Here is a 24,539-nt window from a genome sequence, read left to right as displayed (position 1 = left end):
CTTCCCCGATGACGATCTGCGGCCGCCCGGCCCGGTTTGTTTCACGTGAAACGCCTATGCGATCGCCTTCGAGGTCTTCCGCGCCTCGCGGCGGAGATAGGCCGCAAGGATGCCAAGTGCTGCCGGCGTCATACCATCGATGCGGCCGGCCTGACCGACCGTGAACGGCCGGGCCTTCTCAAGCTTTGCGCGGACTTCATTGGAGAGACCGGGGACCAGCTGGTAGTTGACCTCCGACAGCACCATCCCCTCGTCGCGCCGGAAGGCTTCGACGTCGGCGGTTTGGCGCTCCAGATAGACGTCGTACTTCGCGTCGATCTCGAGATGGGTGACGATGACAGGATCGATCGCCGCCAGTTCGGGCCAGATCGCACGAACCTGGCTCCAGGCAATCTCTGGATACGCCATTAGTTCGAAGGCCGACCGGCGCTGGCCATCGCGGTTCAGGGACAGTCCGTGCTTGCTCGCCTCGTTCGGAGTGACGGTCAGAGACTTCGACAGTGTCCGGGCCGCGTTGAGAGCCTCCATCTTGGCGCGGTGATGCCTGATACGGGCACTGCCGACACATCCCAGGGCGATACCCTTTTCGGTCAGGCGCTGGTCCGCGTTGTCGGCCCGCAGCGTCAAACGATACTCGGCCCTGGAGGGTGAACATCCGATAGGGCTCGCTAATTCCACGAGTGACGAGGTCGTCGATCATGACGCCAAGATAGCCGTGCGCCCGATCGAACACCGTCAGCGCAGCCCCACTGGCGGACACTGCCGCATTCAGCCCGGCCACGACGCCCTGCCCTGCGGCTTCTTCGTATCCGGTGGTGCCGTTGATCTGCCCGGCCAGGAACAGCCCGCGCAGGCGCTTGGTCTGGAGGGTCGGATCGAGCTCACGAGGATCCACGTGGTCGTATTCGATCGCGTAGCCCGGCCGCACCATCTTCACCCGCTCCAGGCCTGGGATGCTGGCGAGGATCGCAAGCTGGACCTCCTCCGGCAGCGAGGTCGAGATGCCATTGGGATAGACCGTCGTATCGTCGAGCCCTTCCGGCTCCAGAAAGATCTGATGACCGTCGCGGTCGCCGAAGCGGACGATCTTGTCCTCGATCGAAGGGCAATAACGCGGCCCGGAGCTCTTGATCTGGCCGGAGTACATCGGAGAGCGATGGACATTGGCGCGGATCACCTCATGGGTGGCGGCCGTGGTCCTGGTGATCCCGCACTGGATCTGCGGGGTCGTGATCCGCTCGGTCAGGACCGAGAACGGCTCCGGCGGCTCGTCTCCGGGCTGCATCTCGACGGCGGACCAGTCGATCGTGGTGCCATCCAGACGGGGCGGCGTGCCGGTCTTGAGGCGCCCGAGGGTGAGGCCGGCACGCTCGAAGGAGCTTGAAAGGCCCATCGCAGGAGCCTCGCCGACACGGCCGGCGGGCCAACTCTTCTCACCGAGATGGATCAGACCGCGGAGGAATGTACCGGTGGTAACCACAACCGCACCTGCGCGCAGCTCCCGGCCATCAGCCAGGCGAAGACCTGTGACCCGCCCTTCGGCCACGATCAGCTCGTCAGCCTCGCCTTCGATGACCGAAAGGCCCCCGGTCTCCCGGATCGCGGTCTGCATGGCAGCCGCATAAAGCTTCCGGTCAGCCTGGGCTCGCGGGCCACGAACAGCGGGGCCCTTCCGCCGATTGAGAACACGAAACTGGATGCCACCGGCGTCGCCCACGCGACCCATCAGGCCATCCAGGGCATCGATCTCTCGGACGAGATGACCCTTGCCGAGACCACCAATGGCCGGATTGCAGGACATCGCGCCGACCGTCGCGAAACGGTGCGTCACCAGAACGGTCGACGCCCCCATCCGCGCAGCAGCGGCCGCGGCCTCACAGCCGGCGTGACCGCCGCCAATCACAATGACGTCGAAACTCTCTCGCTCTGTTCGCATAGTCGGACTTCTATCCCAGAGCGAAAAAAGCCGGAAGTGGAAACTCGGGGCGGCAGTGTTTCACGTGAAACAACAAGGCGGAGGCTGATCCTACTTTTGCGAAAAAAACCCCATACACAGTAGAAAGAGCGTTGTAGGCGTTTCTGTTTCACGTGAAACTGTATGGGGGTCCGGGGACGAGCAATGGCGGGGCCCGTGCAGCAACGATCGTAGGACGCACCAACGGAGAGCACGATCGACCTCCAGCCCCAGCTTCCACACCTTACGAAGCGGCATCAATTCCGCGGTGAGCCACAGAAGCAGCATCGGTGTTTCACGTGAAACAAGCGGAGATCCGTTGCTTCTGTCGCAGGAAAGATTGGAACAAGTCCTAGTTCTACAATGAAGAACTAGCGCTACTTTCCGATGCAGAATCTCTGAAAGATCGCCCCGAGGACGTCCTCGACGTCCACTCGCCCCAACAGTCGACCCAGGGCGTAAGCGGCGGCACGCAGCTCTTCGGCCGCCAGCTCTTCGCCCTCTTCTACAAGCTCCAGACTGCGGCGCAAGCTGCCTGACGCCTGACGCAGCAAATCGCGATGTCGCGCCCGGGTTACCAATGCGCCCTCGGTCGTTCCGAAGAACTTGGCCGCGAATGTCACGAGCGCCTCGACCAGTTCCGGAATGCCATCGCCCCGGCTGGCGGAGATCGCGAACTCGCCCGGCGTCATGCCGTTCTCGCCCCCGCCAAGATCGATCTTGTTGCGAACGATCCAGACCGAGCCGCCCGACGAAGCAGCACCGTTACCAGACCTCCGAAGCGAGCGCACGGCTTCCGGGTCGACAGCCTGCCCGCCCTCCACCAGCCACAGAACCAGATCGGCGTCCTCGGCTCGCGCCCGCGCCCGACGCACGCCCTCCTGCTCCACAGGATCATCGGTCTCGCGAATGCCCGCAGTGTCGATGACAGTGACGGGATAGCCATCGAGATCGAGCTGCACCTCGATGACGTCGCGCGTGGTGCCGGCATGAGGCGAGACGATCGCGACCTCGCGCCGCGCGAGCTGATTGATCAGCGTCGACTTGCCGACGTTCGGCTCGCCCGCAATCGCAACCACCAAGCCGTCGCGCAGACGTTCAGCTTGTCCCTGTGCCGCAAGGACTTTTGAGATTTCATCATGCAGCGCCTGGATTGCCTTGACTGCCGGCGCCATCAATTCGGCCGGCACGTCGCCCTCGTCGGAGAAGTCGATTCCGGCCTCGATCAGCGCGGACGCCTCGATGATGCGGTCGCGCCAGTCGCGCGCGCGATCGCCGAGCAGGCCTTGCAACTGGCGCAACGCCTGGCGTCGTTGCCGGTCGGTGTCGGCGTGGATGAGGTCGTCGAGACCCTCGGCCTCGGTGAGGTCGAGCTTGCCATTCTCGAAGGCGCGCCGGGTGAACTCGCCGGGCTCAGCCGCGCGTGTATTCGGAATATCTGAAATAGCGGCGAGGAGCGCCGCCAGTACTGCTCGACCACCATGGACGTGAAATTCGGCGATGTCCTCGCCGGTTGCGCTGGCCGGTCCTGGAAACCAGAGTACCACCGCGTCGTCGATCGGCTGGCCCGCGCGGTCCCGGAGCAGTCGGCGGCTGGCCTGTCGCGGCGCCGGCTGCCGGCCTCCAAGCGTTGTCAGCACCAGTCCGGCTTGCGATCCAGAGACGCGCACCACGGCGATCGCACTCGGCGTCCGGCCGGATGACAACGCAAAAATGGTCTGGTCTTGCGGATGCATGGCCTATTTGTCCGGCTCCCACTGAAAACGCAAACATCCGTTTCAGCCGGCGTGCGGCAGAATTTGCTGCACCAGATCTCGCAACGACGAATATATTGCAGTGCAATATAATTACAGCATTTCTGCTGCAAGAATGCCTCCTCGTACGGAGACTAGGTCGAGCAAAACTCAAGGATCATTTCGAAATATCAACAGGCTAGATGAAAGCGCGCGAGGTGGCGAGCCGCCCCTCCCATGCTGCACCTCTGCTGCAGCAAACCCGCACAAAAAAGGGCGCCCGAAGGCGCCCTCTGGTTCTTTGCTGCACCGCACTCAGGTGTTCATGGAGTCGAAGAATTCCGAATTGCTCTTGGTCGAGCGCAGCTTGTCGAGCAGGAAGTCGATCGCGTCCATCGTGCCCATCGGATTGAGGATCCGGCGGAGCACGTACATCTTCTTGAGCACCTGCGGATCGGTGATGAGCTCCTCCTTGCGGGTGCCGGAGCGCGAGATGTCGATTGCGGGGAAGGTACGCTTGTCCGAGACCTTGCGGTCCAGGATCAGTTCCGAGTTACCGGTGCCCTTGAACTCTTCGAAGATGACTTCGTCCATGCGGCTGCCGGTATCGACCAGTGCGGTCGCGATGATGGTGAGCGAGCCGCCCTCCTCGATGTTGCGGGCGGCGCCGAAGAACCGCTTCGGGCGCTGGAGCGCGTTGGCATCGACACCGCCGGTCAGCACCTTGCCGGATGACGGCACGACCGTGTTGTAGGCGCGGCCAAGCCGCGTGATCGAATCGAGCAGGATCACGACGTCACGGCCATGCTCGACCAGGCGCTTGGCCTTCTCGATCACCATCTCGGCGACCTGCACGTGACGCACCGCCGGCTCGTCGAAGGTCGAGGATACGACCTCGCCCTTCACCGAGCGCTGCATGTCCGTGACTTCTTCCGGACGCTCGTCGATCAGCAGCACGATCAGATAGCATTCGGGATGATTGTGCGTGATCGAATGCGCGATGTTCTGCATCAGCACGGTCTTACCGGTGCGCGGCGGCGCGACGATCAATGCGCGCTGGCCCTTGCCGATCGGCGCAACGATGTCGATCACACGTGCAGACAGGTCTTTTCGCGTCGGATCGTCGATTTCCATCCGGAAGCGCTGATTCGGAAACAGCGGCGTCAGGTTGTCGAAATTGACCTTGTGCTTGGACTTTTCCGGGTCCTCGAAATTGAGCGTGTTGACCTTCAGCAACGCGAAATAGCGCTCGCCCTCTTTCGGGCTGCGGATATGGCCTTCGATGGTGTCGCCGGTGCGCAGGCCAAAGCGGCGGATCTGCGAGGGCGAAACGTAGATGTCGTCGGGGCCCGGCAGATAATTCGCATCGGGCGAGCGGAGGAAGCCGAAGCCGTCGGAGAGCACTTCGACGACGCCCTCACCGACGATATCGGTCTCGGCGAGCGAGAGTTGCTTGAGGATGGCGAACAGCAGCTCCTGCTTGCGCATCGTGCTGGCGTTCTCGACCCCGTTCTCTTCCGCGAACGAGACGAGCTCAGCCGGGGTCTTCGACTTGAGGTCCTGGAGTTTAATTTCCCGCATTGGGGTGGTCCTGTGGAGTAACCTGAGAAGAGGGGGGTGCGAGGAGGCTCTGAAATGCGGACGTGAGAAGGCAAGGTCCGCAGGACTGGCAAGGTGAGTGCCGGGAGGCTTCAAACCTGATGCGGTGTCCGGCTTCTGGAAAGCCCGGACACGACCACATCCGCCTGCGTTGGGTGGGATGTCACCAATATAGAAAATCGCTTCCAGCTCCGCAAGCCGAAGCGCTGAGCTAATCGTCGGCGCGCGGTGCCTAGAACGGCTTCACGATCACCATGATGACGATCAAAATCATCAGAACGGTCGGCACCTCATTGATTATTCGATAGAATTTCTGGCTCCGCGGGCGCCGGTCGGCGGCGAAATCCTTCAGCCAACGGGAAAAAAAGCCGTGGACCGCGGACATCGTCAGGACCAATGCCAGTTTTACGTGCAACCAGGGCGACGCGAACCAATGGCCGGACCACGCGAGATAGAGACCGGCCAGCCAGGTCACGATCATGGCCGGGTTGATGATCGCCTTGAGCAGCCGGCGTTCCATGATCTTGAACGTTTCCGATTGCTTCGAGCCGACCTCGGCTTCGCAATGATAAACGAACAGCCGCGGCAGATAGAGCATGCCGGCCATCCAGGAGATGACGGCGATCACGTGCAGCGCCTTGATCCACTCATACATGCCGGCAGCCTTCCCTGTCTTGCTTTGCGTGTTTCCAGACGCGAGCCGGCATCCATATCGCTCGAATGCGCCCTGTCTCACCGAACAGTGGATGGAACGAGTTCGGTAAGAATTCATTCATAGATTTGGGTGCACACACATATCCGCGTGCTCGGCTCTTCTAAACCTAAAACTTTTAGAATCTTAAGGTTTGAGTCTTAGTGACCGTGGATTGGACTCACACAATTCCGTCCGCCACTTCACGCGCGCTTGTTCACATCCATCAACATATCCTGCGCGACCGCGAGCCGTTCGGATAAGCCGCCCGGACTCAAAGGCTTGCGCTTGTCCGTCGGCAGCTTATCAAGAGGATTGTCCGCGCAATCCCGCTCGCCCCATCGCAGGGCTGCGGAGTTGTCCTGACGGGCAGCGGTGTGAAGAAAATTGGCCGTTGTCCCGCCCCTGGTGTCGCACATCCCTTTCCAAGGGGTTAAGCTCCACAGAAATCCACAAACCGCCCCGCCCTCATACAAAGAGTTTTTGTGCCGACCTCGAACAATTATTTCCATCTGCATCTGGTCTCCGACTCCACCGGTGAGACGCTCATCACCGTGGCGCGCGCGGTCGCGGCCCAATACGCCAACGTGACGCCGGTCGAGCACGTCTATCCGCTGGTGCGCAGCCAGAAGCAGCTCGACCGCGTGCTCGATGAGATCGAGGAAGCGCCGGGGATCGTGCTGTTCACGCTGCTCGAAAAGGATCTGGTCACCAGGCTCGAGGGCAAGTGCAAGCAGATCAATGTTCCCAGCCTGTCGATCATCGGGCCGGTGATGCAGCTGTTCGAAGCCTATCTGGGAGCAGCGACCACCGGCCGCGTCGGCGCCCAGCACGTCCTCAATGCGGAATATTTCAAGCGCATCGACGCGTTGAACTACACGATGATTCATGACGATGGTCAGCACGTCGAAGGTCTCAACGAGGCCGACGTGGTCCTGGTCGGCGTATCCCGGACGTCGAAGACGCCGACCTCGATCTATCTCGCCAATCGCGGCATCCGCACCGCCAACGTGCCGCTGGTTCCGGGCATTCCGGTGCCCTCGCAACTGGAGACGCTGACGCGGCCGCTGGTCGTCAGCCTGCACGCGACGCCCGAACGCCTGATCCAGATCCGCCAGAATCGCCTGCTCTCCATGGGCGCTGAATCCGGCAGCGGCAGCGACACCTATACCGACAAGCAGTCGGTCACCGAGGAGGTCGCGTTCGCGCGCAAGCTCAGTGCCAAGCACGACTGGCCGCTGCTGGACGTCACGCGCCGCTCGATCGAGGAAACCGCGGCGGCGATCATGAAGCTGTATAGCGATCGCCAACGCAACCGGCCGTCGGAATAGTCTTTCGCCATGGCTCTGTGGTGCGGCACATCCCCGCTGGTCCTGGCCTCACAAAGCAGCGCGCGCAAAATGCTGCTGGCCAGTGCCGGGCTCGAATTCGAAGCCGTGACGGCTGATATCGACGAGCGCGGCATTCAAGCCGCCTCAAGACTATCAAACCCGCGCGAGATCGCCCTGTTGTTGGCCCGAGAAAAGGCCAGGGCGGTTTCGGCCGCTCGTCCAGGAAGCTACGTGATCGGCGCCGATCAGACACTGGCTCTCGGGATGCGTCTCTTCAACAAGCCTGCCGGTCGCGCGCAGGCGTTGGCGCAGTTGCGCGATCTCGCCGGCAAGAGCCATGAGCTGAATTCCGCGGTGGTCGTGGCGCGTGACGGCAAGATCGTTTTCGAGGACGTCTCGGTCGCCCGCATGACCATGCGAGAGATGACCGAGGCCGAGCTTTCGGCTTATCTCGACGCCGCCGGCGATGCCGTCACGACCAGCGTCGGCGCCTATCAGCTCGAGGGCCTCGGCGTCCATCTGTTCGAGCGCATCGAGGGCGATCATTTCACGATTCTCGGCCTGCCGCTGCTGCCGCTGCTTGCGTACCTGCGGAGCGAGCAGCTAATTGCGGTATAGATGCGAAAGGCTGGGTGCTGATGCGGATCCTCGGACTGACCGGCTCGATCGGAATGGGCAAATCCACCACCGCCAAATTGTTCGCGGAGGCTGGCGTTCCCGTTTACGACGCCGATGCCGCCGTGCATCAGCTCTATGAAGGCGAGGCAGCCCCCGCGATCGAGGCTGCCTTCCCTGGCACCACCATCGACGGCAAGGTCGACCGCACAAAACTGTCGGCGCGCGTGGTGCACGATCCTGCCGCGATCAAGCAGCTCGAGCAGATCGTTCATCCGATGCTGGGCGCCTCCCGGCAGAAATTCTTCGCCGATGCCGAGGCCGCCAAGGCGCCAGTCGTCGTGCTCGACATCCCGTTGCTGTTCGAGACCGGTGGCGAGAAGCGGGTCGATGCCGTGGTCGTGGTCTCGACCTCCCCGGAACTGCAGCGCGAGCGGGTGCTGGCGCGGGGCACGATGGACGAGGCAAAACTCGACGCCATCATTGCCAAGCAGATGCCCGACGCCGAGAAGCGCAAACGCGCCGATTTCGTAGTGGATACGTCACACGGACTTGAGCCGGTGCGGGCGCAAATCGCGCACATCCTGGCCGAGGTCGTTAAGATGCCGCAGCGGCGAGCCTGATTCGCCGTCTCACACGGCTCTCAAGACATGCGCGAAATCGTCCTCGACACCGAAACGACCGGCCTCGATCCGCTCCGTGGCGACAGACTCGTCGAAATCGGCTGCGTCGAGATCCTGAACCGCATGCCGACGGGACAGACCTTTCACGTCTACATCAACCCTGAACGGGACATGCCGGCGGAAGCGTTCGCGGTGCACGGATTGTCGTCCGAATTCCTGGCGACGAAGCCATTGTTCCACGAGGTCGCCGATGAATTTCTGGCGTTCATTGGCGACGCCCCGCTGGTGATCCACAACGCCTCGTTCGACATCGGCTTCATCAATGCCGAGCTTGACCGCATCAAGCGCGCCGCGATCCCGCGCGAGCGGCTGGTGGACACGCTGCTGCTGGCGCGCCGCAAGCATCCCGGCGTGTCGAACCGGCTCGACGATCTCTGCTCGCGCTATGCGATCGACAATTCACGCCGCACCAAGCACGGCGCGCTGCTGGACGCCGAGCTGCTGGCTGAGGTCTATGTCGATCTGGTCGGGGCGCGACAGTCGCAGCTGTTGCTGGCTTCTGACACCCAGGAAATCCGGGTCAATGCGGCCGGCGATGCGCCGCGGCGGCAGCGCCTGGTGCCGCTCGCGCCGCGGATTTCGGAGGCCGAGCGAGAGGCCCATCGGGCCTTCATCGCGACACTCGGCGACAAGGCGATCTGGAACGAGTACCTGCCCGCTCCAGCCCCCGTGGCAGTCGGTCAGGCCTGACCGGCTTGACCCTGGGCGGCCATTTGCCGCTCCATGTTCTGGCGATACAGACCGACGAAGTCGACCGGATCCAGCATCAGGGGCGGGAACCCGCCGTCGCGCACCGCAGTTGCGATGATCTCGCGGGCAAACGGGAACAACAGGCGCGGGCACTCGATCATGACCAGCGGGTGCAGGTTCTCCTTCGGCACATTGACGATCCGGAACACGCCGGCATAGGCGAGCTCGAACGAGAACATCACCTTGCCTGCAGTCTCGGCCTTGCCCTCGACCGACAACGTCACCTCGAACTCCTGTTCGCTGAGATTGTTGGCGTTGACATTGATCTGGATATTGATCTGCGGCGGCTGGCCCTGCTGCTGGAGCGAGCTCGGCGCGTTGGGATTTTCGAACGAGAGGTCCTTGGTATATTGCGCCAGCACGTTGAGCTGGGGAGCCTGGGCCGCCTCGGGAGGGGTGCCGTTACCGTTGGTCATGAAAGTCTCTCCTTACCCGATTGGGGCTGAATTTCGCGGCGGTTGGCTAACATAGGGCCACCTCGTTCCACAAGGACGAACGGTCCCGGATCGGGGATTCGGGCCGCGCCCGCGCTTTGGCGCCTGATCCTGCCCTTTTCGCGAAATCGGGCCCTAAACGATTGAAGCTGCGCCATTTCCGGGCAGGATCGGGTTTCCCCTTAAGCATAAAACGCGCTACACTTGGCACTGTGCCAAAAGGCGCCATTGGCCGGGCAAGATTTCGTGCCTACATCCCACGGACCGGACGCGGATCCAAAATGGTGATGTAGACTTGCCGTTTCCGTAGGGAACGGTCTACTGGCCGGATTGATTTTCCCGGCAACGACCCCTGAAAAGACCAGAAAGCGAATACGACGTGGACATCTACACCATCATATTCCTGGCGCTGGCAGTCTTCATCTTTCTGAGACTGCGTAGCGTGCTGGGGCAGCGCACGGGCAACGAGCGGCCGCCGTTCGACCGCACCGCCGCCCGCAATGCGCTGGGAGGTGCCCAGGACAACAACGTCGTGACCGTGCCGGGCAAGGTGATCGACCAGGCCCCGCTGGCGCCGACGGCCGAACCGACCCCGCCCTCCGATCGCTGGAAGGGGTTGACCGAACCCGGCACTGCGCTGGCGCAGGGCCTCGATGCCATCCTCGAGAAGGATTCCACTTTCGATCCGCGCCATTTCATCTCGGGCGCCCGCGGCGCCTACGAGATGATCGTGCTGGCCTTCGCCAATGGCGACCGCCGCGCGCTGCGCGATCTGTTATCGTCGGACGTCTATGACAGTTTCGATGCCGCGATCAAGGAACGCGAGAAGAACGAGCAGAAGACCGAGACGCGCTTCGTCTCGATCGACAAGGCCGAACTCGTCGGCGCCGAGCTGCGCGACCGCACCGCCCAGCTCACCGTGCGCTTCGTTTCGCAGATGATCTCGGCCACCCGCGACAAGGCCGGCAACATCGTCGACGGCAGCGCCGATACGGTCGCCGACATCACCGACATCTGGACTTTCGCCCGCGACATCTCCTCTCGCGATCCGAACTGGAAGCTGGTTGGCACCGGAAGCGCGAACTAAGGTCTTTCTGAAGAACAGCGCGACGGCGCTTTGCGCGTGCGCCGTCGTGCTCTCGTCGTTTTCGCTCGGTGCCGAGGCGGCGCGGCGCCACCATCGCAGCCATCATCATCACGCCCGGCAATTGCCGGCCGCCCCGCCGCGGGCCTTGCCCTATCCGCAGCTCTCCCTGCCGTTCGAAATTCCCGGCGCGCAATATCTGCCGCTGGCCTGGGCCGACGTGAAGGGCTGGGACGACGACAATCATCTTGCCGCCTACAAGACGTTCCGCGCCAGCTGCCGGCCGGTCAATGCGCAGAACGGCGCGGCCGAGCCCAAGGCCTTCGAACCCAAGGCCTTCGAACCCAAGGCCTTGGGCACATCGCTGAGCGAGCCTTGCCGGGCTGCCAAGACGCTCGATCTCGCCGACGACGCCAAGGCGAAGACCTTCTTCGAGGAGAATTTCACGCCGCTGCGGATCTCGCGCCTCGGCGAGCCCGACGGTTTCGTCACCGGCTATTACGAGCCGGTGCTGGAGGGATCGCGCACACAAACCGATGTCTACAACGTGCCGGTCTATCGCCGTCCGTCGAATCTGTTCGTGCGCGGCTACAAGCAGGATTCGCTCAGCCTGCCCAACAAGGGCCCGGTCTATCGCAAGATCGGCCGCCGCAAGCTCGTGCCCTATTACGACCGCGGCGAGATCGAGGACGGCAAGATCGCCGGCCGCGGACTGGAGATCGCCTGGCTCAAGGATCCGACCGATCTTCTGTTCGCCCAGATCCAGGGATCGGCACGCATCAAGTTCGAGGACGGCAGCTCGGTTCGGCTCAATTACGACGCCTATAACGGCTACCCCTATACGGCCGTCGGCCGTATCCTGATCGAGCGCGGCATCATCCCGAAAGAGGAGATGTCGATGCAGAAGATCAGGGAGTGGATGGCGCAGAATCCCGATGGCGCCAAGGAGCTGCGCCGCGCGAACCGTGCCTACATCTTCTTCCGCGAGGTCAACCTCTCCGATAAGGACGAGGCGGTGGGCGCGCAAGGCATTCCGCTGACCGCCGGCCGCTCGATCGCGGTCGACAAATCGCTGCATGTCTACGGCACGCCGTTCTTCATCGAGGGCGAGCTGCCGATCGAGTCCGAACGCGCCAAGACGCCGTTTCACCGGCTGATGATCGCGCAGGACACCGGTTCGGCCATCATCGGCCCCGCACGCGCCGATCTGTTTTTCGGCGCCGGCCAGGAGGCCGGCCGTATTTCCGGGCGGCTGCGACATCCCATGCGTTTCGTGATGCTGGTGCCAAAGAGCCTCGATCCCGGCCCGCGCGCCGCGAAGTTGCCGATACCGGACCCCAGGCCCTCGGAGAAGATCGCAAAGCTGTTTACGCAAACCGACCCGGCAAAGACGGGCACGCCTGTTGCCGCAGCGGCGCAAGGCAAGAACGAAACGGTTGCCATCGCCGGCCCCGTTCCGCTACCGGTGCCGCGTCCCGCGATCGACCCTGCCGCTGAGCCGCGTCGACCGGTGAAGAATCGTCCTCATCGGCAGCAATGAAACGATCGTCCCGTCCGCCCGTGCTGGAGCCTCGCCCCTCGCCGCGCCGCCGTGCGCTGAGCGAGGAGGAGCGCGAGCTGTGGGACCTCGTTTCTAAGCAGGTCAAGCCGCTGAGGAAGTACCGCGTGCCGAAGGCGCATGCCGCGCCGCGCGCTGAATCGTCACCGGCCGTGACTGCCATGCGACCGGCGTCATCGCCGCGGCCCGTCGCCGCCGCGCCGACGCCGCGCGTGGCGAAGCCGTCCATTCCGCCCCTTGCGCCGCTTGGCAAGCGCGAGCGGACAAAACTGTCGCGCGGCCGCAGCGAGATCGAGGCGCGGCTCGACCTGCACGGCATGACCCAGATGCGCGCCCATCGCGCGCTGGCCGGCTTCCTGCACCGCGCCCATCAGGACGGCCTGACCTTCGTGCTCGTCATCACCGGCAAGGGCCGCAGCGGCGGCGAAAGCGGCGTGCTCCGCCGCCAGGTGCCGGAATGGCTCAGCCTGCCCGAATTCCGCGCCTTCGTCGTCGGCTTCGAAGAGGCCGCCATCGGTCATGGCGGCGAGGGCGCGCTGTATGTACGGATCAGGCGGGCGAGGTCTTAGAACGGCCGCACGATTCCGACGCGCGGGATCAGCGTCAGGATCAAGCCGCAGACGTTTGTCTTCTGATCCTCCGCCGGAATCAGCGCAGCCTCCTGCTTGGCCGGTAGCATCTTCACCGCATGCAGGATCAGGAACATGCAGACCGCCCAGTTCGAGATCCAGCGCGAATAGTCGAACACCATCGCGAACATCACGACATAGGCGAGGCTGATTCCAATCAGCGCCGCGACGACGAGGCGGCGATGCGTTTCGCTGGCGAGTGCGCCGATCAGGCGCGCAAGATAGCGCCACAACGGCGTGTGCAGCCAGATCAGCAGGACGAACACGGGCACGCCGAGAATGTTGTGCGGCAGGCGGCCCCAGGTGTCGGCAACCTCCTTCGCCAGCGGCTGGTACCAGATATAGGCAAATTGCAGCAGGTCGATCCGCGCAGGATCGGCCATCCGGCTCTTCAGATAGGCCACGAAATCCGCTTCGGGGATCGGCATCGTTCCCAGGAATTGCGCCGCGAAGAACAGTGCGGAGATGATGAGCACGGCAACGGCGCCGAAAGCGACGTTGCTGCGGTTGCTGCCGTAGGTCAGGTAGTGCCGGATCGCGACGATGGTGATGATCGTCGGCACATACATCAAGAGATGAATGTGATGGATCAGCACGAGGACGATCGAGAACAGCGCGGCCGTGGCAACGAACAGCAGCGAGCCCGCGGGCATCAGCAGCAGGATGATCGCCAGCGCGCAGCCATAGATGTCGAAATGGCCGAGCGTGTGCATGAAGTTCTTCAGGAAGGACGGCGAGCCCGCGGTGAAGACGAACAGCGGCAGCGTCCTCGCGGTGAAGCCGAAGGTCTTCTGGAACAGTTTTGCGTAAAGCGCTGATGTCGCCAGCCAGGTCGTCCCGCCGAGCGCGAACACCAGCCAGACCGGCACCTTGTCGGTGAAGAGGGCGACGACCGCTCCGATCAGCGCGCGCTTGATGAAGCCGAAATGATAGTCGACCAGGAGGTGGATGTAGGGGACGTAAGGCGGCAGCTGGATCTTGTGGACGAAGACGCCAATGATGACGGCCGCGTTGATCGCGAGCAGCAGACGCCAGGGATTTTGCAGGATGCGCCCGGTCACGCCCCACCCGAACTGGTGAGAGCGACCTCCGCTGTCGCCCCGGGCAAGCGAAGCGCGACCCGGGACCCATAACCATAGGCGGTCGTTTGTGCCGGGATCGGAGCCGCCATCTGTTTCAACAAGGACCGCTGGTGGTTATGGGTCCCTGCTTCGCAGGGACGACCGCGGATAGATAGCGGACTGAATCAAAATTACAAAATGAACCGGCTCAGATCCGCGTTCTTGGCGAGATCCCCGACGTGCTTCTGCACGAAATCCGCATCCACCTTGATCGTCTCGCCGCTGCGGTCGGGGGCGGTGAAGGAGATCTCGTCCAGCACACGCTCCATCACGGTCTGGAGCCGCCGCGCGCCGATGTTCTCGACCGTGGAGTTGACGGCAACCGCGACGTCGGCGAGTGCGTCGATCGCCCCGTCGGTGATATCGAGGGTCACGCCCTCGGTCTGCATCAGCGCGACATATTGCTTGATCAGCGAGGCCTCTGGCTCGGTCAGGATGCGGCGCATGTCGTCGCGGGTCAGCGCCTGCAATTCGACGCGGATCGGCAGGCGGCCCTGCAATTCCGGCAGCAGGTCGGACGGCTTTGCGACGTGGAATGCGCCCGAGGCGATGAACAGGATGTGATCGGTCTTCACCGCGCCGTGCTTGGTCGAGACCGTGGTGCCCTCGATCAGCGGCAGCAGATCGCGCTGCACGCCCTCGCGCGAGACGTCGCCGCCGACGCGGCCGTCGCGGGCGCAGATCTTGTCGATCTCGTCGAGGAACACGATGCCGTTGTTCTCGACCGCGCTGATCGCCTCCAGCGTCAGCTGCTCGGTGTCCAGCAGCTTGTCGGATTCCTCGTTGACGAGGATCTCATGCGAGCCCTCCACCGTCAGCCGCCGTGTCTTGCTGCGGCCCCCCAGCTTGCCGAAGATGTCGCCGAGCGAGATCGCACCCATCTGCGCACCCGGCATGCCCGGGATCTCGAACATCGGCATGCCGCCGCCGGACGATTGCGTCTCGATCTCGATCTCCTTGTCGTTGAGCTCGCCGGCGCGCAGCTTCTTGCGGAAGGATTCGCGCGTCGCCGAGCTCGCATTGGCGCCGACCAGCGCATCGAGCACGCGCTCCTCGGCGGCGAGCTGGGCGCGCGCCTGCACGTCCTTGCGCTTCTTCTCGCGCACCTGGGCGATCGCGACCTCGACGAGGTCGCGCACGATCTGCTCGACGTCGCGGCCGACATAGCCGACCTCGGTGAACTTCGTGGCTTCCACCTTCAAGAACGGCGCGTTCGCGAGCTTGGCGAGCCGTCGCGCGATTTCCGTCTTGCCGACCCCGGTGGGGCCGATCATCAGGATGTTCTTCGGCAGAACCTCCTCCCGCAAGGAGCCGGAGAGCTGCTGCCGGCGCCAGCGGTTGCGCAGCGCGATCGAGACGGCGCGCTTGGCGTCGCCTTGGCCGACGATGAAACGGTCGAGTTCGGAAACGATTTCGCGGGGAGAGAAGTCTGTCATGTGTGCTTAGCTAGGGTCAGATGCACGCCGGGACAAGCCGCTTTTTTGGCCGTCAGATGATCGGCGGGCCCGATTGCCATTGTTTCACGCTCTCGATCGGATGGATCAGCATCAGGATGTTGAGCGTCAGATTGTCGCGAATATGGAGCGCCAGCACGATCTCGAAGGCGAGGCCGAGCAGGACAGTGACCGGGACGGGCAGCACGCGCGAGGCGAGGAACCCGAGCACCATGAACAGCGTGTCCGAAACCGAATTGACGATGCTGTCGCCGTAATAATCCAGCGAGATCGTGCCGGCGCGATAGCGCTCGATGATGAACGGCGAGTTCTCGACGATTTCCCAGGCGCCCTCGATCAGCATCGCGATGATCAGCCGTGCCGGCCAGGAGAGAGGCAGGAAGGGTAACCGCGCGAACAGCAGCCAGGTCAGGCCGTAGAACAGGAAGCCGTGCAGGACGTGTGAGAACGTGTACCAGTCCGCGATCTGCTGAGAATTCTCCGAGCTGTTCACCACGCCGTGCCACAGCTTGATCGTGCCGCAGGCGCAGACCGGCACGCGTCCCATCGCAAGCAGGATCGCGGCTTGCAGCGCGAGCAGCAGCAGCGCGATGCCGACCCAGCCGAGTGCCGGAAACGCGGTCTTGACGGTGGGAGTTGCGGCAAGCGTCATGGCTCTCGGATCATCAGGAGTGCGGGACCGTCGGGCGTGACGATCTCGCGCTGCGGCACGAAACCAGCTTTCTCATAGGCACGAATCGCGCGCGCATTGGAAGGACTCGGGTCTATCACGATGCGCGGCACACCGCGCGCGAAGAGCTGGTCGATGAAGGCGCGGATGAAAGCGGAGCCGTGGCCGCATCCGAGCATGTCAGCCTCGCCGATGAACTGATCGAGGCCGCGAGTGCCCACGGGCTGCGGGCCGAAGCTGACATGCCAATCGCCGAGCTGGTAGCACTGCAGATAGGCGAAAGACCGGCCGTCAAGGCTGACAATGAACTGAGCCAGGTCGGGATGGTCGAGGTCGCCGCCGACGAATTCCAGCGTCTCGGGATCATGCCACCACTCGGCGACATGCGGGGCGTCCAGCCAGCGCCGGATCAGCGGCATGTCGGCCATGGTCATCGGGCGGAAGTCGTAGGCAGGCGCCATTACCTACCCCGTGGCCAGGCTCTCGATCGTCAGATTCCGGTTGGTGTAGACGCAGATGTCGGCAGCGATGTCGAGGGAGCGGCGGACGATGGTCTCGGCGTCCTTGTCGGTGTCGAGCAGGGCCCGTGCCGCCGCAAGGGCATAGTTGCCGCCGGAGCCGATCGCCATCACGCCGGCCTCCGGCTCGAGCACGTCGCCGGTGCCTGTCAGCACCAGGGAGACGTCCCTGTCGGCGACGATCATCATGGCCTCCAGCCGCCTTAGGTAGCGGTCGGTGCGCCAGTCCTTGGCGAGCTCGACCGCGGCCCGGGTCAGCTGTCCCGGATATTGCTCGAGTTTGGCTTCCAGCCGCTCGAACAGTGTGAAGGCGTCGGCCGTCGCGCCGGCAAAGCCACCGATGACGTCGCCCTTGCCGAGCTTGCGGACCTTCTTGGCGTTGGACTTGATCACGGTCTGGCCGATCGAGACCTGGCCGTCGCCGCCGACCACCACCTTGCCGCCCTTGCGGACCGTCAAGATCGTGGTGCCGTGCCAGACCGGCGAGCTATTCTGGGAAGCCTGCATGGATGATCCTCGTTGTCCGGCTTGATTTAGGCGGTCGGAGCTAAGGGCACAACGGGCCGTTCCGGCCCTAGATTCCGCTCACCATAGGCGGAAGTGCTGGCCTGCCGGAGCGTTCCCGCAGTAGCGAAGGCGTCATTTGGCTGTTAAAAGACCGCCGTTTTCGGCTCCTAGCTAGGATGAAAGCCAGCTTTCAATGCGCACCGCGACGATCAAGCGCAAGACCAAGGAAACCGACATCGAGGTCTCCGTGAACCTCGATGGCACCGGCGTGTCCAATATCGCGACCGGCATCGGCTTTTTCGACCATATGCTCGATCTCCTCGCCCGCCATTCCCGCATCGACCTCACGGTCAAGGCGGTGGGCGACCTGCACATTGATCATCACCATACCACCGAAGACACCGGCATCGCGCTAGGCCAGGGGGTCAGGCAGGCGCTCGGCAACATGGCGGGCATCACCCGCTATGCCGGCGTGCACATGCCCATGGACGAGACGCTCTCGCGCGTGGTCATCGACATCTCGGGCCGCCCGTTCCTGGTGTTCAAGGTCGAGTTTCCCCGCGACAAGATCGGCGAGTTCGACACCGAGCTGGTGCGCGAGTGGTTCCAGGCCTTCGCCATCAACGCCGGCGTGACTCTCCACGTCGAGACCCTATATGGCGATAACAGCCACCATATCGCCGAGTCCTGCTTCAAGGGTCTGGCGCGGGCGCTGCGGGCGGCGGTCGCGATCGATCCGAAGGCGGCGGGCGAAATCCCGTCCACCAAGGGCTCGCTCGGCGGCTGACATCTTCGTCTCGGTGGCAAAACGCTGCCGGCGGCATCACTGAATTCGAAGAACGGGGCATCACCATGCCTGTCTACACAGTTCACGCTCCCTCACCCGCAGGAGCCGATCTGCGCGCGACCGACAAGTTCGTCTTCGTGCGCGACGGCTTCCATTTCTGGGCAATGATCTTCGGCCCGTTCTGGCTGCTGTGGAATCGGCTGTGGCTGGCGCTGATCGGCTGGGTGCTGTTCACGGCCGCGTTCAGCGCGGGGCTGTCCAGCCTCGGTGTCGGCCGCAGCTCGATCGTCTTTGCCAATCTCGTCGTCGCGCTGCTGATGGGTTTCGAGGCCTCGAGCCTGCGCCGCTGGACGTTGTCGCGCGGCAAATGGCGGCAGCTCGACGTGGTGGTTGCCGACAACGGTGACACCGCCGAGCGCCGCTTCTTCGAGCGCTGGAGCCAGAAGCAGCACGGCATCGTCAACGATCAATGGGCCGTCGATCGCGGCGGTCCGCCGCCCACCCGCGGCGTGCCGGGCCAGCAGTTCTCGAACCCGCCGCCGATTCCGGCCGGCGGCATCATTGGATTGTTTCCAGAACCGGGAGGGTCAAGATGAGCGTCGCCATCATCGATTACGGTTCCGGCAATCTGCATTCCGCCGCCAAGGCGTTCGAGCGCGCTGCGCGCAGCCTGGAGAGCCCGCAAAAGGTCTTCGTCACCAGTGATCCGGACCAGGCCTACGAGGCTGACCGCCTGGTGCTGCCGGGCGTCGGCGCCTTCGCCGATTGCCGTCGCGGGCTCGATGCGGTCAACGGCATGGTCGAGGCGATCACCGAAGCGGTGCGCGTCAAGGCGCGGCCGTTCTTCGGCATCTGCGTCGGCATGCAGCTGATGGCGAGCCGCGGCAAGGAACACGTCATCACCGAAGGCCTGAACTGGATCGGCGGCGACGTCGAGAAGATCACGCCGCGCGACGAAAACCTCAAGATCCCGCACATGGGCTGGAATACGCTCGACGTGCTGCAGGAACATCCGGTGCTGAACAAGCTGCCGCTCGGCCCAAAGGGCCAGCATGCCTATTTCGTGCACTCCTATCACCTCAATGCCGCCAACGAGGCGGACGTGCTCGCACGCGCCGATTACGGTGGGCCCGTCACGGCGATCGTCGCGAAGGACACCGCGATCGGGACCCAATTCCACCCCGAGAAGAGCCAGCGCTTTGGTTTGGCCCTGATCTCGAACTTTTTGCGATGGAAGCCGTGATCCTCTTTCCCGCGATCGACCTCAAGAACGGCCAGTGCGTTCGTCTCGAGCAAGGCGACATGGCGCGCGCGACCGTGTTCAACCTCAATCCGGCCGCGCAGGCGCAGAGCTTTGCGGAGCAGGGCTTCGAGTATCTCCACGTCGTCGATCTCGACGGCGCCTTTGCCGGCAAGCCTGTCAACGCGCAGGCCGTCGAGGCGATGCTGAAGACGATCAAGATCCCGGTGCAGCTCGGCGGCGGCATCCGCGATCTCGCCACCGTCGAAGCCTGGCTCGACAAGGGCATCACCCGCGTCATCATCGGCACCGCCGCGGTGCGCGATCCCGAGCTGGTGAAGTCGGCCGCGAAAACATTCCCCGGCCGCGTCGCAGTCGGGCTCGACGCGCGTGATGGCAAGGTCGCGGTCGAAGGCTGGGCAGAGACCTCGCAAGTTACGGTGCTCGAGATCGCAAAGCGTTTCGAGGATGCCGGCGTCGCCGCCATCATCTTCACCGACATCGCGCGCGACGGCCTGCTCAAGGGTCTGAACCTCGAGGCGACCATTGCGCTGGCCGACGCCATCTCCATTCCCGTGATCGCTTCCGGCGGCCTCGCCTCGATCGAGGACGTCAAGGCGATGCTGGCGCCGCGGGCAGAAAAGCTCGCCGGTGCGATCGCCGGCCGTGCGCTCTACGACGGCCGGCTCGATCCCGCCGCCGCCCTCACTTTGATCCGCGACGCGCGCAGGAGCTGACACATGTTCAAGGTGCGCGTGATCCCCTGCCTCGACGTCAAGGACGGCCGAGTCGTCAAGGGCGTCAACTTCGTCGATCTCAGGGATGCCGGCGATCCCGTCGAGGCCGCGATCGCCTATGACGCCGCCGGCGCCGACGAGCTCACTTTCCTCGATATCACCGCGACCCATGAGAACCGTGGCATCATGCTGGACGTGGTCCGGCGCACGGCGGAAGCCTGCTTCATGCCGGTAACCGTCGGCGGCGGCGTGCGCGAGGTCAACGACATCAAGACGCTGCTGCGCGCCGGTGCCGACAAGGTCTCGATCAACAGCGCCGCGGTGGCGCGGCGCGAGTTCGTCAAGGAAGCTGCCGAAAAATTCGGGGAGCAGTGCGTGGTGGTCGCGATCGACGCCAAGCGCGTCAAGCGCCCGGGCGGCGACCGCTGGGAGATTTTCACCCATGGCGGGCGCAACTCCACCGGCATCGATGCGATCGAATATGCTCAGGAAGTGGTCTCGCTCGGGGCCGGCGAAATCCTGCTCACCTCGATGGATCGCGACGGCACGCGGCAGGGTTTCGACATTCCGCTGACCCGTGCGATCGCCGACAGTATTCCCGTTCCCGTGATCGCCTCGGGCGGCGTCGGCAATCTCGACCATCTCGTCGACGGTATCCGCGACGGCCACGCCACGGCCGTGCTGGCCGCCTCGATCTTCCATTTCGGGGAATTCACCATCCGCGAAGCCAAGGAGCACATGGCGCGGCGCGGATTGCCGATGCGCCTCGATGCCTGACGACTCCGGTCCATAAGAATGCTAGATTGGCGGACCGGATGGCCGTTCATGGTCCTGTGTGTTTCTGAGTAAAGTCCGATGCCGCGTTTCACGATCCACGATCTGGCCGAGACCATCGACGCCCGCGCGGCCTCCGGTGGCGAAGCATCCTATACCCGCAAGCTCCTCGACAAGGGCGCCGAGCATTGCGCCAAGAAGTTCGGCGAGGAAGCAGTCGAAACCGTAATCGCTGCAGTCGAAAACGATCGCGCGCATCTGATCGCTGAAAGTGCCGATCTGCTCTATCATTTCCTTGTGCTCTTGAAGGCTCGCGGCATAAAGCTGGAAGAGGTCGAGGCCGCTCTGGGCAAGCGGACCTCGATGTCAGGGTTGGAAGAAAAGGCGTCGCGCAAAAGCGATTGAGGTTATTGTTTGAGCATGATCGTTTCGGAAAACCGCTCACGCTTTTCCGGATCATGCTCTAGGGCAACGGAAAGGCGGCGTTATGGATATCCGCGCACCCGAGCAGCAGTATAATCCGTATCGCGTCTATACGCGCGAGCAGTGGGCGCGCCTCCGCGACGATACGCCGATGACGCTCGAGCCGGGTGAATTCGACCGGCTGCGCTCGCTGCACGACCGCCTCGATCTCCAGGAAGTCGAGGACATTTATCTGCCGCTGTCGCGCCTTTTGTCGATCTATGTCGACGCCATGCAGCGCCTGTATTACGCAGAGCGCCAGTTCCTCAACATCAGGGATCGCAAGGTCCCCTACATCATCGGCGTCGCCGGCTCGGTTGCGGTCGGGAAATCCACCACGGCACGCGTTCTTCAGGCGCTGCTGGCGCGCTGGTCGCCGCGGCCGAAGGTCGAACTGATCACCACTGACGGATTTCTCTATCCCAACGCGGTGCTCGAGCGGCACGGCATGATGCAGAAGAAGGGTTTTCCGGAGAGCTACGATCTGCCGCTTTTGCTCAGCTTTCTCTCCGACATCAAGGCCGGCCGCCGCCACGTGCGCGCGCCGGTCTATTCGCATCTGACCTACGACATCGTGCCGAACCAGTGGGCCGAGATCGACCAGCCCGACATCCTGATCGTCGAGGGCGTCAACGTGCTGCAGACCGGCAAGCTGCCGCGTGACGGCAAGGCGGTGCCTGTCGTGTCCGACTTCTTCGACTTCTCGGTCTACATCGACGCCGACGAAGCGGCGCTGCGGCAATGGTACATCAAGCGCTTCCTGGCGCTACGCGATACCGCATTCACCAATCCAAGATCCTACTTCAACCGCTATGCGCTGCTGTCGGACGAGGAAGCCACCGCCACCGCGATCGCGATCTGGGAACGCACCAACCTCGCCAATCTCGAGGACAACATCCTGCCGACCCGCCCCCGGGCGACGCTGATCCTGAAGAAGGGCGCCGACCACACGGTGGAGAGCGTGGCGCTGAGGCGGCTATGATGGCGCCTTGAACGAGGCGCTGGCCGGTTCGCGCGATAGGTATCTTTTGTTGCAGACCAACAAGGGGTATTCCGCTATTCATTTGGAAGCGGCGGAAAGGCACCATGGTTGATCGTCTCAGAAGCGCTGCGGAGCAGCTCGAAGCTCCGATCTGTCCCGACTGCCATGTCGAGATGAAGTGGTTCCGCTCCGAGCTGCTCGCGGACGAGCCGACGCCGGTCATCGCACATCTCTTCGTGTGCCCGCATTGCAAGCGCGCGGCCAAGGCAGACACCATCTTCCGGGGAAGCCAGGCGCCGCCCGAAAAGCTGTCTGCGCCGCGGTTTATCTCTTATGCTGCATAACATTCCGGGTCGGCCGGATTCCAAGCCCCGCTGGCGCCCATCGCCCGCTCGAGGCCCGGAATGACGATCATTTTCGGACCCCCTGTTGCGTCTTCGAGACGACGAAGATGTGCCAGGTCGTCAGAAACATCGCGGCGACGAGCGGGCCGATGACGAAGCCGTTCGCTCCGAAGGTCGCAAGGCCGCCCAGGGTGGCAAGCAGCACAACATAGCTCGGCATCTGGATCGACTGGCCGACCAGGATCGGGCGGAGAAAATTGTCCGCGAGGCCAATCACGAAGGTGCCGAAAGCGAGCAGAATGAGGCCCTTCGTGACTGCGCCCGCCACGAGCAAATAAATCGCGGCCGGGACCCAAATCAGGGCGGAGCCCAGCACGGGCAGCAGCGAAACCAGCGCCATCAGCGCGCCCGCCAGCAGCGGCGCAGTCAGGCCGAGCAGCCAGAAGATGAGCCCGCCAAGCGCCCCCTGTATCAGCGCGACGAGAACGATCCCTTTGATGGTTCCGCGAACCGCCAGGGTGAACGCATCGAGAAGCTCGGCGGTCTGGCTCGGGCGCAGCGGGAGTGCGTCGCGAATGCGTGCGCTGAGCTCCTCACCGTCGCGCAGGAGGAAGAACAGCAGGTACAGCATCACGAGCAGGCTTGCGACGAACTCCAGCGTCAGCTGGCCGATGTTGATCGCATGCCCGGCCAGCTGTTGGCCGGCTGGGACGACCAGGCCCGACAGGCGTTCCTTCAGGGCCGAAAGATCCATGCGGGCCAGGCGATCTGACAGCGAAGCAGCCCAGCCAGGCAGTGCGGATCTCAATTTCTCCAGGGGATGAGCGAAACTGATCTCTCCGCTCTGAACGCGCTGATACAGCTCCCCGCCCTGGTCGACGAGCGAAGCGATGACGACCGCCACCGGGATCAGGACCATGACGATCACGACGACGACAGTGAACAATGCGGCGAGGTTGGGCTTTCCCGGGACGGTTTCCAGGGCGCGCCGATAGAGCGGTGCGAAGATGATGGCCAGCAGGATGGCCCACAACAATGCGCCGGAGAATGGCCAAAGCACCCACCCGAACACAACGGAGATCGCGGCAAGCAAGATGAGGAATGAACGGTCTTCTGATGTTCTCACGTATTCGCCAGCCTTTCAGTCGCTCGTCACGAGTCCTCCGTATCACAACATCGTGGCGGAGCGGCAAGTCACGGCTGGATGCCGGGCCCCTCACCTGCCTGCTTTCGCGTTCCAGTCCGCAAGCTTGATGCGCCCCGCGAAGGTGGCGGGGCCGGAGCCATTGGCCTTGTAGACGAAGGCCTCGCCTTCCTGGACGTCGCCGGCCTCCTTGCCGAAGGCATCGGCGATGTTCGTCTTGTGGGTGACCAGGAACGTGTTGGTGCCTGCCTTCGGCGGCGCATCGACGAGCTGACGCACGGCCTGTCCGGCCTTTGCATTGGCGCCGGTCGGGTTTGCCATTCCCGATGCGCTGGCATTGCTGCTGTCCGTGAGCGCATCGACCGGCTTGACCTCATGGCTGGAGATGAGCTTGCCGGCCTCGACCGCGCGGTTCAGCCTGCTGGTGTAGACATCGCCGATCGGGATCGCATGCTCCCTGATCGCTGCCCCGATCTGACGCGCCATGTCCCTGCCCTTGTCACTGAGCTGACGCTGGGCGCTCATGTCGTCGAACTTGAACGGGTAGACGTCCTTCTGGCTGTCGTCGGTCGCGGTGTGCCGGAAGATCAGGACGTAGCCGCCTCGCTTGAGCGAGGAGATGAGTTCCGGCGTATCGGCTGCGGCGGGTCGGGAGATTCCAGCGAGGAGAGCAATAAGTGCGAGGCGGCAAAGCACGTTCATGCGCAAAACCCTCTCTTGCAAAGGCCCCCGGAGGAT

Annotated in this window: 27 protein-coding genes and 1 pseudogene; 15 read left to right on the top strand and 13 right to left on the bottom strand. The window is 63.5% G+C overall.

From position 1 onward, the window contains the following. Positions 1 to 54: 54 nt before the first annotated feature. The 5 genes and pseudogenes from mnmG to ABIG06_RS12455 form a co-directional block, all read right to left on the bottom strand. Positions 55 to 1,936: pseudogene (mnmG, locus tag ABIG06_RS12475) on the bottom strand (tRNA uridine-5-carboxymethylaminomethyl(34) synthesis enzyme MnmG). A 395-nt stretch (positions 1,937 to 2,331) separates the two neighbouring features. After that, positions 2,332 to 3,690 (bottom strand): tRNA uridine-5-carboxymethylaminomethyl(34) synthesis GTPase MnmE, encoded by a 1,359-nt coding sequence (mnmE, locus tag ABIG06_RS12470; protein ID WP_370136821.1) that lies wholly within the window; start codon positions 3,688 to 3,690, stop codon positions 2,332 to 2,334. A gap of 312 nt (positions 3,691 to 4,002) precedes the next feature. Further along, positions 4,003 to 5,268, bottom strand: a complete 1,266-nt coding sequence (gene rho / locus ABIG06_RS12465) for a transcription termination factor Rho (protein ID WP_061880048.1) — start codon at positions 5,266 to 5,268, stop codon at positions 4,003 to 4,005. A 250-nt stretch (positions 5,269 to 5,518) separates the two neighbouring features. Next, a complete protein-coding gene (gene hemJ / locus ABIG06_RS12460; RefSeq protein WP_124162000.1) occupies positions 5,519 to 5,941 on the bottom strand; it encodes a protoporphyrinogen oxidase HemJ in 423 nt (140 codons plus the stop codon). A gap of 239 nt (positions 5,942 to 6,180) precedes the next feature. Continuing rightward, positions 6,181 to 6,396: a hypothetical protein gene (locus ABIG06_RS12455; RefSeq protein WP_370136820.1), complete on the bottom strand. Its 216-nt coding sequence runs from the start codon at positions 6,394 to 6,396 to the stop codon at positions 6,181 to 6,183. Positions 6,397 to 6,462: 66 nt separating this feature from the next. On the opposite strand from ABIG06_RS12455, the gene ABIG06_RS12450 reads away from it, so the two are divergent. Genes ABIG06_RS12450 through dnaQ form a run of 4 tightly spaced genes read left to right on the top strand, consistent with a single transcriptional unit; the run spans position 6,463 to position 9,296 of the window. Continuing rightward, positions 6,463 to 7,308, top strand: a complete 846-nt coding sequence (locus ABIG06_RS12450) for a pyruvate, water dikinase regulatory protein (protein WP_370136818.1) — start codon at positions 6,463 to 6,465, stop codon at positions 7,306 to 7,308. A gap of 9 nt (positions 7,309 to 7,317) precedes the next feature. Continuing rightward, the gene (locus ABIG06_RS12445; RefSeq protein WP_370136817.1) at positions 7,318 to 7,926 is read left to right on the top strand and encodes a Maf family protein; all 609 of its coding nucleotides are present in this window, start codon (positions 7,318 to 7,320) and stop codon (positions 7,924 to 7,926) included. A 20-nt stretch (positions 7,927 to 7,946) separates the two neighbouring features. After that, on the top strand, positions 7,947 to 8,546 hold the full coding sequence (gene coaE / locus ABIG06_RS12440) for a dephospho-CoA kinase (RefSeq protein WP_370140830.1): 600 nt from the start codon (positions 7,947 to 7,949) through the stop codon (positions 8,544 to 8,546). A 27-nt stretch (positions 8,547 to 8,573) separates the two neighbouring features. After that, positions 8,574 to 9,296, top strand: a complete 723-nt coding sequence (gene dnaQ, locus ABIG06_RS12435) for a DNA polymerase III subunit epsilon (protein ID WP_124162004.1) — start codon at positions 8,574 to 8,576, stop codon at positions 9,294 to 9,296. On the opposite strand, the gene secB is transcribed toward dnaQ, so the two are convergent. Next, a complete protein-coding gene (gene secB / locus ABIG06_RS12430) occupies positions 9,287 to 9,772 on the bottom strand; it encodes a protein-export chaperone SecB (RefSeq protein ID WP_319338502.1) in 486 nt (161 codons plus the stop codon). The genes dnaQ and secB overlap by 10 nt on opposite strands. Before the next feature lie 397 nt (positions 9,773 to 10,169). Here secB and ABIG06_RS12425 point away from each other — a divergent pair, with 397 nt between their 5' ends. From ABIG06_RS12425 to ABIG06_RS12415, 3 genes are read left to right on the top strand one after another with little or no spacing between them, the layout of a single operon-like run. After that, positions 10,170 to 10,877: a Tim44/TimA family putative adaptor protein gene (locus ABIG06_RS12425; protein WP_124162006.1), complete on the top strand. Its 708-nt coding sequence runs from the start codon at positions 10,170 to 10,172 to the stop codon at positions 10,875 to 10,877. Next, complete coding sequence (locus ABIG06_RS12420) at positions 10,855 to 12,414, top strand: murein transglycosylase A (protein ID WP_370136815.1); 1,560 nt, start codon at positions 10,855 to 10,857, stop codon at positions 12,412 to 12,414. The genes ABIG06_RS12425 and ABIG06_RS12420 overlap by 23 nt, the downstream gene beginning before the upstream one ends. Continuing rightward, positions 12,411 to 13,001, top strand: coding sequence for a Smr/MutS family protein (locus tag ABIG06_RS12415; protein ID WP_370136813.1), 591 nt, complete (start codon positions 12,411 to 12,413; stop codon positions 12,999 to 13,001). Before ABIG06_RS12420 ends, ABIG06_RS12415 begins: the two co-directional genes overlap by 4 nt. Here ABIG06_RS12415 and ABIG06_RS12410 read toward each other — a convergent pair. From ABIG06_RS12410 to hslV, 5 genes are all read right to left on the bottom strand, one after another. Continuing rightward, entirely contained in the window at positions 12,998 to 14,122 is a 1,125-nt protein-coding gene (locus ABIG06_RS12410) for a hypothetical protein (protein ID WP_370136811.1), read from the bottom strand. The genes ABIG06_RS12415 and ABIG06_RS12410 overlap by 4 nt on opposite strands. A 191-nt stretch (positions 14,123 to 14,313) precedes the next feature. Next, entirely contained in the window at positions 14,314 to 15,618 is a 1,305-nt protein-coding gene (gene hslU, locus ABIG06_RS12405; protein WP_370136809.1) for an ATP-dependent protease ATPase subunit HslU, read from the bottom strand. A 52-nt stretch (positions 15,619 to 15,670) separates the two neighbouring features. Continuing rightward, positions 15,671 to 16,288: a DUF2585 domain-containing protein gene (locus ABIG06_RS12400; protein WP_370136807.1), complete on the bottom strand. Its 618-nt coding sequence runs from the start codon at positions 16,286 to 16,288 to the stop codon at positions 15,671 to 15,673. Beyond that, a complete protein-coding gene (locus tag ABIG06_RS12395) occupies positions 16,285 to 16,767 on the bottom strand; it encodes a GNAT family N-acetyltransferase (RefSeq protein ID WP_370136806.1) in 483 nt (160 codons plus the stop codon). Before ABIG06_RS12395 ends, ABIG06_RS12400 begins: the two co-directional genes overlap by 4 nt. 3 nt (positions 16,768 to 16,770) lie before the next feature. Continuing rightward, on the bottom strand, positions 16,771 to 17,331 hold the full coding sequence (gene hslV, locus ABIG06_RS12390; protein WP_370136804.1) for an ATP-dependent protease subunit HslV: 561 nt from the start codon (positions 17,329 to 17,331) through the stop codon (positions 16,771 to 16,773). 193 nt (positions 17,332 to 17,524) lie between these two features. Between hslV and hisB the strand changes: the two genes are divergently transcribed. The 8 genes from hisB to ABIG06_RS12350 all read left to right on the top strand — a co-directional run bounded on the left by hisB (position 17,525) and on the right by ABIG06_RS12350 (position 22,657). Beyond that, the gene (hisB, locus tag ABIG06_RS12385) at positions 17,525 to 18,118 is read left to right on the top strand and encodes an imidazoleglycerol-phosphate dehydratase HisB (RefSeq protein WP_370136802.1); all 594 of its coding nucleotides are present in this window, start codon (positions 17,525 to 17,527) and stop codon (positions 18,116 to 18,118) included. A gap of 65 nt (positions 18,119 to 18,183) precedes the next feature. Continuing rightward, complete coding sequence (locus ABIG06_RS12380; protein WP_370136800.1) at positions 18,184 to 18,714, top strand: DUF2628 domain-containing protein; 531 nt, start codon at positions 18,184 to 18,186, stop codon at positions 18,712 to 18,714. Then, positions 18,711 to 19,361, top strand: coding sequence for an imidazole glycerol phosphate synthase subunit HisH (gene hisH, locus ABIG06_RS12375; protein WP_370136798.1), 651 nt, complete (start codon positions 18,711 to 18,713; stop codon positions 19,359 to 19,361). The genes ABIG06_RS12380 and hisH overlap by 4 nt, the downstream gene beginning before the upstream one ends. Further along, positions 19,358 to 20,095, top strand: a complete 738-nt coding sequence (gene hisA / locus ABIG06_RS12370; protein WP_370136797.1) for a 1-(5-phosphoribosyl)-5-[(5-phosphoribosylamino)methylideneamino]imidazole-4-carboxamide isomerase — start codon at positions 19,358 to 19,360, stop codon at positions 20,093 to 20,095. Before hisH ends, hisA begins: the two co-directional genes overlap by 4 nt. A gap of 3 nt (positions 20,096 to 20,098) precedes the next feature. After that, positions 20,099 to 20,872 carry an imidazole glycerol phosphate synthase subunit HisF gene (hisF, locus tag ABIG06_RS12365; RefSeq protein ID WP_061023640.1) on the top strand — a complete coding sequence of 258 codons (774 nt, stop codon included), beginning with the start codon at positions 20,099 to 20,101 and terminating at the stop codon, positions 20,870 to 20,872. 78 nt (positions 20,873 to 20,950) lie between these two features. Next, on the top strand, positions 20,951 to 21,274 hold the full coding sequence (locus tag ABIG06_RS12360) for a phosphoribosyl-ATP diphosphatase (RefSeq protein ID WP_124162017.1): 324 nt from the start codon (positions 20,951 to 20,953) through the stop codon (positions 21,272 to 21,274). Positions 21,275 to 21,356: 82 nt separating this feature from the next. After that, the gene (coaA, locus tag ABIG06_RS12355; RefSeq protein ID WP_061880030.1) at positions 21,357 to 22,313 is read left to right on the top strand and encodes a type I pantothenate kinase; all 957 of its coding nucleotides are present in this window, start codon (positions 21,357 to 21,359) and stop codon (positions 22,311 to 22,313) included. A 104-nt stretch (positions 22,314 to 22,417) separates the two neighbouring features. Continuing rightward, positions 22,418 to 22,657: a hypothetical protein gene (locus ABIG06_RS12350; RefSeq protein WP_124162018.1), complete on the top strand. Its 240-nt coding sequence runs from the start codon at positions 22,418 to 22,420 to the stop codon at positions 22,655 to 22,657. Positions 22,658 to 22,724: 67 nt separating this feature from the next. Here the strand turns inward: ABIG06_RS12350 and ABIG06_RS12345 are convergent, their stop codons facing one another. Both ABIG06_RS12345 and ABIG06_RS12340 read right to left on the bottom strand, forming a co-directional pair. Continuing rightward, positions 22,725 to 23,750 (bottom strand): AI-2E family transporter, encoded by a 1,026-nt coding sequence (locus ABIG06_RS12345; RefSeq protein WP_370136795.1) that lies wholly within the window; start codon positions 23,748 to 23,750, stop codon positions 22,725 to 22,727. Positions 23,751 to 23,873: 123 nt separating this feature from the next. Then, the gene (locus ABIG06_RS12340; protein ID WP_370136793.1) at positions 23,874 to 24,503 is read right to left on the bottom strand and encodes a histidine phosphatase family protein; all 630 of its coding nucleotides are present in this window, start codon (positions 24,501 to 24,503) and stop codon (positions 23,874 to 23,876) included. Positions 24,504 to 24,539 lie beyond the last annotated feature (36 nt).

It is taken from the genome of Bradyrhizobium sp. USDA 326, assembly GCF_049739485.1.
Classification (GTDB): domain Bacteria; phylum Pseudomonadota; class Alphaproteobacteria; order Rhizobiales; family Xanthobacteraceae; genus Bradyrhizobium.
Note: the sequence above shows the minus strand (reverse complement) of the source record. Positions and strands in the feature narration are given on the sequence as shown.